Below are 8,668 nucleotides of genomic sequence, written 5' to 3' on the forward strand. Positions count from 1 at the left end.
GAGTTCGGCTTGGCGAGCACCATGCCGCGCTCGATGTCTTCCTTCGCGATGCCGCGGAGGAGGAGACCGACGTTGTCACCCGCGCGCCCTTCGTCGAGCAGCTTGCGGAACATTTCGACGCCCGTGACGGTCGTCTTCTTGTCGCTGTTGTAGCCGACGACCTGGACTTCTTCGCCGACCTTCACGATGCCGCGCTCGATACGGCCCGTCGCCACCGTGCCACGACCCGTGATCGAGAACACGTCTTCGACCGGGAGGAGGAACGGCTTGTCGACTTCGCGGACCGGCTCCGGGATGTAGTTGTCGAGCGCGTCGTACAGCTTCTGGAACTCCGCCACCCACTTCGGATCGCCGTTGATGGCGTTGATGGCCGAGCCACGGATCACCGGCGCGTCATCGCCCGGGTAGTTGTACTTCGAGAGCAGCTCGCGCACTTCGAGCTCGACGAGGTCGAGGAGCTCTTCGTCTTCGACGAGGTCGCACTTGTTGAGGAACACCACGACCGAGGGCACGTTCACCTGGCGGGCCAGGAGGATGTGCTCGCGCGTCTGCGGCATCGGGCCGTCAACCGCCGACACAACCAGGATCGCGCCGTCCATCTGCGCGGCACCCGTGATCATGTTCTTCACGTAGTCGGCGTGGCCCGGGCAGTCAACGTGCGCGTAGTGACGGTTCTCCGTCTCGTACTCCACGTGCGACGTGGCGATCGTCAGGATCTTCGTGCTGTCGCGACGCCCCTGCGACTCGGAGGCCTTGGCGACTTCGTCGTACGCGACGTACTTCGTGCCGTAGCCCTTGTCCGCCGAGATCTTCGTGAGAGCAGCCGTGGTCGTCGTCTTGCCGTGGTCGACGTGGCCGATCGTTCCCACGTTCACGTGCGGCTTGTTCCGCTCGAACTTTGCCTTGCCCATGGTTCGGTTCTTGTGTTGGGTAGTGAATGAGTGGGTGAGGCTTACGCCTTCACCTTGCTGATGATCTCTTCGGCCTTCGACTTCGGCACTTCTTCGTAGTGCGAAAACTCCATCGAGTAGACCGCGCGCCCCTGCGACATGCTGCGCAGACGCGTCGAGTAGCCGAACATCTCGGCCAGCGGCACCGTGGCCGAGATGACCTGCGCCTCACCACGCTGCGTCATGCCGCCGATCTTGCCGCGACGCGAGGAGAGGTCGCCGAGGACGTCGCCCATGTACGCTTCCGGGCTCACGACCTCGACCTTCATCACCGGCTCCAGCAGGCAGGGGCTGGCCTGACGGGCCGCCTCCTTGAACGCCATCGAGCCGGCAATCTTGAACGCCATTTCCGATGAGTCGACTTCGTGGTACGAGCCGAAGGTCAGCTGGACCTTGATGTCGACGACCGGGTAGCCGGCCAGCACACCGTTCTCCAGCGCTTCCTTGATGCCCTGTTCCACGGGGCCGATGTATTCACGGGGAATGACACCGCCCACGATCTTGTCCTCGAACACGAAGCCCTGTCCCTGCTCGGACGGCTCCATGTTGATGACCACGTGGCCGAACTGACCCTTACCGCCCGACTGGCGGATGAACTTCCCTTCGACCTTCTCGACGCGCTTCTTGATCGTCTCGCGATAGGCCACCTGGGGGCGACCCACGTTCGCGTCGACCTTGAACTCACGCATCATGCGGTCGACGATGATCTCGAGGTGCAGTTCGCCCATGCCGGCGATGATCGTCTGACCCGTCTCGGCGTCGGAGCGCACACGGAACGTCGGATCTTCTTCGGCGAGCTTCTGCAGCGCGATGGCCAGCTTGTCCTGGTCCGCCTTCGTCTTCGGCTCGATGGCCACGTCGATGACGGGATTCGGGAACTTCATCGCTTCGAGGATGATCGGATTCTCTTCCGTGCAGAGCGTGTCGCCCGTGCGCGTGTCCTTGAGCCCGATCGCGGCGGCGATGTCGCCGGCGCGCACTTCCTCGATCTCCTCACGCTTGTTGGCGTGCATCTGGAGGAGACGCCCCACACGCTCGCGCTTGTCCTTCGTGCTGTTGTACACGTAGCTGCCCGAGTTGAGCACGCCCGAGTACACGCGGAAGAACGTCAGCTTTCCGACGAACGGGTCGGTCGCGATCTTGAACGCCAGCGCGGCAAACGGCGCGTCGTCCTTGATCGGGGCCTCGATGAACGTCTCGTCCTGGTGCGGCAGGTGCCCCTGAATGGCGGGCACGTCGACCGGCGCCGGGAGGTAATCGATCACGGCATCGAGCAGCGCCTGCACGCCCTTGTTCTTGAACGAGGCGCCGCAGAGCACGGGCACGAATTCCATGGCGATCGTCGCCTGACGGATCGCGCGACGGATCTCGTCCATCGAGAGCTCCTCGCCCGCGAGGTACTTCTCCATCAGCGCTTCGTCGTGCTCGACGGCCGCTTCGATGGCCTCGTGGCGGGCCTGCTCACAGGCATCCTTGAACTCGGCCGGCACGTCGACCACCGAGAACGTCTTGCCCATCGTCTCGTCGTGGAAGATGTACTGCTTGCGCTCGAGAACGTCGATGTGACCCGTGAAGGTCTCACCCGAACCGACCGGCAGCTGCAGCGGGAACGCGCGCTTGCTCAGGCGGTCACGGATCATCGCGAGGCAGCGATCGAAGTTCGCGCCCACGCGGTCCATCTTGTTCGAGAAGATCATGCGCGGCACACGGTACCGGTCGGCCTGACGCCACACGGTCTCGGTCTGCGGCTCCACACCGGCCACCGAATCGAGCAGCGTGACGGCGCCGTCGAGCACGCGGAGCGAGCGCTCCACTTCGACGGTGAAGTCCACGTGGCCCGGCGTGTCGATGATGTTGATGCGGAACTCGGGGCCGTTGCCCTTCTCGTGCGACTGGCCATGACGCATCCAGAAGCAGGTCGTCGCGGCCGACGTGATCGTGATGCCGCGCTCCTGTTCCTGCTCCATCCAGTCCATCGTGGCAGCGCCATCGTGGACTTCACCGATCTTGTGCGACTTCCCCGTGTAGTAGAGGATGCGCTCGGTGGTCGTCGTCTTGCCGGCATCGATGTGCGCCATGATGCCGATATTGCGGTAATGCTCGAGCGGGGTCGTACGCGGCATAGTTCTCGGTCAGCGCCGCCTGGGCAGCGCAGTGAGTGTACAAAGTGAACCAGCAAAAAAACGGCTGGACCTGACCTCCCGACTGGTTCGGGAGCGGTATCCATCCGCTGTCGCCGGGTACGCTCGCCGCTGCTGCACGAGTGGGGACCCAAGCGCGCCACGTCCGAAGAACTGCGGACTCCAGCCGTGACGTTGAATTGGCTGCGTTGTGTGTCGGGAGCGACGCCTCATCGCGAGGTGCCGCCGGTACAGCGTGTCGAGATGGCGATCCCCTGCCCTCGACGCCCCACCCTGTTCCCGCGGTGGCCCATAGTTGGTCGGCCGCAGACCGCCGACTGTGCTTCTTTGGAGGTTGCCTGTTGCGCCTCGTACAAGGCGTTTTGAGGCAGACACCTAACATGACCGGGTCCGGCGCCCAAGTCAACCCGCTGGAGTCGGAAGATTTACGGGGCGCGTTACGGACGCGTCGCGGAACGGCGGCGCACCGCCCCCCCCAGAGCGCTACAGGACAAGCAGCGGCATCGCCGCGACGCGCAGCCGACGAATTCCAGGACGTATGGGGAGCAGCACGGAAGATGAACTATTTTTCATTCTTCTGATACAGCTTCTGTCCGCGCCGGCCCGCGAGGGCGGCCATGCCCAGAGCGCGAGGCAAGGACACGCTGGATCAGCGTCTCTGAGCCGAGCAGGGGCGCGGGTCAGGCCCCGCGACCGTTTCTCGGTGGCGGATGCAACAACGCCCCGGACACCGACGTGTCCGGGGCGTTGTGTGCTGCCATGCAGCGAATTACCAGCGGTAGTGCGCGAACGCCTTGTTGGCTTCGGCCATGCGATGCGTGTCTTCCTTCTTCTTGACCGCATTGCCTTCACCGCGGGCGGCGGCGAGCACTTCGGCCGCGAGCTTTTCCGGCATGCTCTTCTCGTTGCGGTCACGCGAGTACGAGATGAGCCAGCGCATGGCGAGGGCGGTGCGGCGGTCCTGACGGACTTCCACGGGCACCTGATAGGTGGCACCACCAACGCGGCGGCTCTTCACTTCGACGACCGGCTTGAGGTTGTTGAGGGCCTGCTTGAACACGCCCACACCCGGCTGGCTGGTCTTCGCCTCGACAATGTCCATGGCGCCGTAGAAGATGCCTTCGGCGGTGGACTTCTTGCCCTGGATCATCAGGTTGTTGATGAACTTCGAGACGGTCTGGCTGTCGTAGCGTGCATCAGGCAGCACGGTACGCTTTACGGCACTCTTGCGACGGCTCACTTCTTCTTACCTCCGGCAGCGGCAGCCGCCGCACCCTTCTTGGGACGCTTGGTGCCGTACTTGGAGCGGCTCTGGTTACGGCCGTTGACGCCGGAGGCGTCGAGCGTACCGCGAACGATATGGTAACGCACACCCGGGAGGTCCTTCACACGGCCACCGCGCACGAGCACGATGGAGTGTTCCTGAAGGTTGTGGCCTTCGCCGGGGATGTAGGCCGTCACTTCGAGCTGGTTCGTGAGACGAACACGCGCAACCTTGCGCAGCGCCGAGTTGGGCTTCTTGGGCGTCGTGGTGTAGACGCGAGTGCACACGCCACGCTTGAACGGATTGCTCTTGAGCGCGGGCGCCTTGGACTTCTCCACCACGTCCTTACGGGCGCGGCGGACCAGCTGGTTGATCGTAGGCATCAGATGTTGGTAGCCCGGCGGTTGGTCGACCGTCGGGGAGTTCGTACTCCGACTTCTACGTGGATCGCCTCGGCATCAGAGCCGAGACGGCACGGAACAGAATCTTGAGCTTAAGCAGGCAGGGGCATGGGAGCAAGTGGGCCGAGGGGTCGCGCCTTCATCCGCCTCAGGGCGTTCGCGCAGCGAGCGCACCGAGCTGCTCCCAGATGAGCAGGACATCCGTCCGTCCCACCGCCCGCGACGCCACCTCGTAGGGGGTGTACCTGAACCGGATCCCGTCGGCGACGATCCAGGCGTACCCGGAGACGGGAAACCGCTACACCTCGGGGTAGAGGAGCTCGTGGAGCGGGGGCGGCCTTGGCGCGCGCGAACCCCGCCTCCAGCATCGGCACTAGCGCGGCGGTATCGCGCACCATGGCGGTCACCGGAATGGGTGCCACGGTGCGGAGGTCGTAACTCCGCAGCGTAGCCGCGTATTCCCCGTGCGCCCCACCGGTGAAGGACGAGGTCTCCAGTTCCACCGTGAGCACGCGCGCGGACGGCCACCGGAGCTGCACGGTGGTCTGCCTCGGAAAGCCCATCCCCCAATCGGTGATCCGCCGCCCGACGGCGCGGAGCTCCCGCAACAGGCGGTCCCGTGTTCTGTCGCCGGCGCCACCTGTGACGGCGGCGCAAAGGCCCTCGCGAGCCCTCAGCTCTCGGCGCGTGATTCCGCGCGCGCCGGCTCGACGAACGCGAGGAAGAAGGTGGCGACCGGGCCACCGATCAGGGATCCGATGAACCACCAGAAGCCGCTGCGCCCCTTGAGTTGTGCGAAGTTCGCATTGATGAGGGCGAGCGTCCCCCAACCGATGGCGTATTGATCCAGATCGGAGTTCATGGCCTTCCCTCTCGAGGTGGTGTGGATTCCGTCACGACTTCGTGCACTGGGTCCGTCGGTGTTGGGGATTCTACGAATGTAACCGCGTACGGTTTCGCGCTCGATGCCCCACGGCGGCCTTCATCCCGGCGCGCGCCTGCAGGTGAACGGACCGAACGTCGCCGCGGGCAGTCGGCGGTTCGCCGGTTGGCGCGCCATGGAAAACCGGGGTGAGCGCCTGACGCTATCATTCCACAGCCCCCACCTCACCCGCTCCTTCATGGCTGCCTCCCCTCCCTCTCCTGCCACGACCGACCTCGCCATGGTGCTCGGCGGCGGCGGCGCGCGCGGCGCTTATCAGGTAGGCGTCCTGCGCGCGATCGCGGCCCGGTATCCGGACCTGCACATCCCCATCCTGGTGGGGGTATCGGCAGGCTCCGTGAACGCCACCCACCTGGCAGCGCATCGCGGCACCTTCGCCGAGGCGATGGAAGCGCTGGTGCAACACTGGCTGTCGCTCACGCCGGATCAGGTGTTCCGCGTGGACGCCGGATCGCTGGCGTGGAACATCCTCCGGTCCGGCCTGCGCCTGATGTCCGGCGGGAAAGGCCACCCGGAGGCGTTCCGCGGGATGGTGGACACGGCCCCGCTGCGGACCTTTCTCGAGCGGGTGCTCGAGCGGAATCCGGACGGGACGCTTCCCGGCATCGCCCACAACCTTGAGCGTGGGCGGCTCCGCGCCATCGCCCTCTGCGGCACCAGCTACACCACGTCGCAGAGCGTCATCTGGGTGGAGGGTCGCGATATCACCAAGTGGGAGCGCCCGCAGCGGCGTAGCGAGCACACGCAGATGACCGTGGATCATGTGATGGCCTCCACGGCGCTCCCGCTCCTCTTCCCGGCAACGCGGGTCGGTCAGGAATGGTACGGTGACGGGGGCATCCGCCTCACCGCCCCGCTCTCACCCGCCCTGCGCCTCGGCGCGTCGCGCATCATCACGATCGCCACGCGATATGACCGCAGCCAAGCGGAGGCGGCACGCCCGCAGGTCAGCGGACATCCGCCACCGGCGCAGGTGCTGGGTGTCCTGTACAACGCCGTGTTCCTCGACCTCATCGACGAGGATATGGTCCGGGCTGAGCGGATCAACCGGATGGTCAGACCGCTTCCGGTCGATCTTCGCCACGGGCTGCGGGAGGTGGACATGCTCGTTCTCCGGCCGTCGCGCGACCTAGGCCGCCTAGCCGGGGAGTATGAGCCGCGACTGCCAAAGGTGTTCCGGTTCCTCACGCGCGGGCTCGGCACCAGGAAGACCGAGAGCCCCGACATCCTCTCGCTCATGATGTTCCAGGAGGACTACCTCCGGCGGCTGATCGCCCTTGGAGAAGAGGACGCCGAACGCCAGTGGGAGCGGATCGCGGCGTTCCTCGAGCAGGGGCCAAACGGCGGGGACGCAATAAGGCCGGCGTAGGCGCGCGCGCCGCCGGGTCTTTCCGCCGATGTGGCGTGCGCGATCTTCAAGGCACGGTTGCCCCAGGGACCGCCCGGTCGCGGCAGGTAGATTCCCCCCGTCCGCCAAAGGATGGACCACCAATACCCAAGGCCATGCCGCACGCGCACCTGCCCCCTGCTCCGCTGCCACTGACGGCGGCCGATGGCTATCCCCTGCAGGCGATGGCGTACCGACCCCCGGGGACGCCACGGGGACGCCTCGTCGTGGCGGGTGCCACCGGCGTGCCACAACGGTTCTACGCCCGTTTCGCTCGGTATGCGGCCGAACAGGGGATCGCCGTGTGGACGCTGGATTACCGGGGGATCGGGCTATCGCGTCCGGGGACGCTGCGCGGCTTCCGCATGGATTATCTGGATTGGGCGCGACGGGACCTCGCGGCACTGCTGGCCCATGTGGACGCGCAGGGGGACGGACCGTTGTGGATGGTGGGGCACTCCTTCGGTGGCCATGCGATCGGGCTCCTCCCGGCGCACCAGCGGATCCAGCGCATCGTCACCTTCGCGACGGGGGCGGGCTGGCACGGCTGGATGCCCCCGCTCGAACGCCTGCGGGTACGCTTCCTCTGGCGCGTGATGGGGCCGCTGCTCGTGGGCGCTTCGGGATACCTGTCCTGGAGCCGGCTGGGGATGGGGGAGGATCTCCCGCGCGACCTCTTTCTCCAGTGGCGCCGATGGTGCCAGTGGCCGCGCTATTTCTTCGATGACCCGGAGCTTCCCGGGTTGGCGGCACAGTTCGCCGAGGTCCGCACCCCCATCCGGGCCGTGAACGCCGTCGACGACCGATGGGCGCCGCCCACGTCACGTGATGCCTTCATGGCTGCCTACTGCAACGCCCCGGTGGAGCACGTCACGCTCGATCCGCGCGAGCTGGGGCTGGCAGCGATCGGGCACATGGGCTATTTCCGTCCCGAGGCGTCGGCACTCTGGCGGGAGACGCTCGACTGGCTCAGGGGCCCCTGAGCAACGCGCAGCGTGCGCGCGGTCACTCGTAGTCCCGGCGTGACACTCCACCTCGTACAGTCGCGGAGCGTGTTCCCCGTGCGTCTGCTCGTATCGGCCATGCTGGTGATCGTCGGCGTCATCCATCTGCTGCCCCTCTCCGGCGTGCTCGGACGCGCTCGGCTGCGGGCGCTCTATGGCACCCCGGTGGAGGACCCAGACCTGCTCATCCTGATGCGGCATCGGTCCGTACTCTTTGGCCTGCTGGGCGCATTCCTGGTCGCCGCTGCGGCCTACCCACTCCTCCAGCCTGCCGCGTACCTCGCAGGGGCCGTAAGCGTCCTGTCCTTCCTGTGGATCGCGAAGTCGGTGGGAGGTTACAACGCGCAGGTGCGGCGGGTGGTCCGCGCCGACGTGGTGGCGCTGGTCTGCCTCGTGGTCGGCGCCGCCGCTCTCGCACTCGAGCAGTTCAGCGGCAGCCCCTGAGGCGAGAGGGGCACGGCCAACCGAACGGTCACGCTCGGCGAACGGATCGCCATGAAGGCGGTTGCACCGCGCCCTAGACTCTGCGCGCGCCCTGGAGAATCTTCCGAATCATGGACCAGATCGTCGCCTACTTC

At 66.1% G+C, this 8,668-nt stretch carries 8 protein-coding genes; 3 read left to right on the plus strand and 5 right to left on the minus strand.

Features of this window, described 5'->3' with window-relative positions:
- The 5 genes from tuf to ACIQ51_RS13670 form a co-directional block, all read right to left on the minus strand.
- Positions 1-911, minus strand: a 911-nt coding sequence (tuf, locus tag ACIQ51_RS13650; protein ID WP_396205609.1) for an elongation factor Tu, incomplete at its 3' end; no start/stop codon positions are given.
- Positions 912-952: 41 nt separating this feature from the next.
- Complete coding sequence (gene fusA / locus ACIQ51_RS13655; RefSeq protein WP_396205610.1) at positions 953-3,073, minus strand: elongation factor G; 2,121 nt, start codon at positions 3,071-3,073, stop codon at positions 953-955.
- Positions 3,074-3,860: 787 nt separating this feature from the next.
- Complete coding sequence (gene rpsG / locus ACIQ51_RS13660) at positions 3,861-4,331, minus strand: 30S ribosomal protein S7 (protein WP_396205611.1); 471 nt, start codon at positions 4,329-4,331, stop codon at positions 3,861-3,863.
- On the minus strand, positions 4,328-4,738 hold the full coding sequence (gene rpsL, locus ACIQ51_RS13665) for a 30S ribosomal protein S12 (RefSeq protein WP_291263176.1): 411 nt from the start codon (positions 4,736-4,738) through the stop codon (positions 4,328-4,330). Before rpsL ends, rpsG begins: the two co-directional genes overlap by 4 nt.
- Positions 4,739-5,429: 691 nt before the next feature.
- The gene (locus ACIQ51_RS13670) at positions 5,430-5,618 is read right to left on the minus strand and encodes a hypothetical protein (protein ID WP_396205612.1); all 189 of its coding nucleotides are present in this window, start codon (positions 5,616-5,618) and stop codon (positions 5,430-5,432) included.
- A gap of 259 nt (positions 5,619-5,877) precedes the next feature.
- Here ACIQ51_RS13670 and ACIQ51_RS13675 point away from each other — a divergent pair, with 259 nt between their 5' ends.
- The 3 genes from ACIQ51_RS13675 to ACIQ51_RS13685 all read left to right on the plus strand — a co-directional run bounded on the left by ACIQ51_RS13675 (position 5,878) and on the right by ACIQ51_RS13685 (position 8,534).
- Positions 5,878-7,068 (plus strand): patatin-like phospholipase family protein, encoded by a 1,191-nt coding sequence (locus ACIQ51_RS13675; RefSeq protein WP_396205613.1) that lies wholly within the window; start codon positions 5,878-5,880, stop codon positions 7,066-7,068.
- Positions 7,069-7,202: 134 nt separating this feature from the next.
- On the plus strand, positions 7,203-8,069 hold the full coding sequence (locus ACIQ51_RS13680; protein WP_396205614.1) for an alpha/beta fold hydrolase: 867 nt from the start codon (positions 7,203-7,205) through the stop codon (positions 8,067-8,069).
- Positions 8,070-8,147: 78 nt separating this feature from the next.
- Positions 8,148-8,534: a phosphopantetheine adenylyltransferase gene (locus ACIQ51_RS13685; RefSeq protein ID WP_396205615.1), complete on the plus strand. Its 387-nt coding sequence runs from the start codon at positions 8,148-8,150 to the stop codon at positions 8,532-8,534.
- The last annotated feature ends 134 nt before the right edge of the window (positions 8,535-8,668 follow it).

The organism is Gemmatimonas sp. (genome assembly GCF_044344655.1).
Lineage (GTDB): Bacteria > Gemmatimonadota > Gemmatimonadetes > Gemmatimonadales > Gemmatimonadaceae > Gemmatimonas.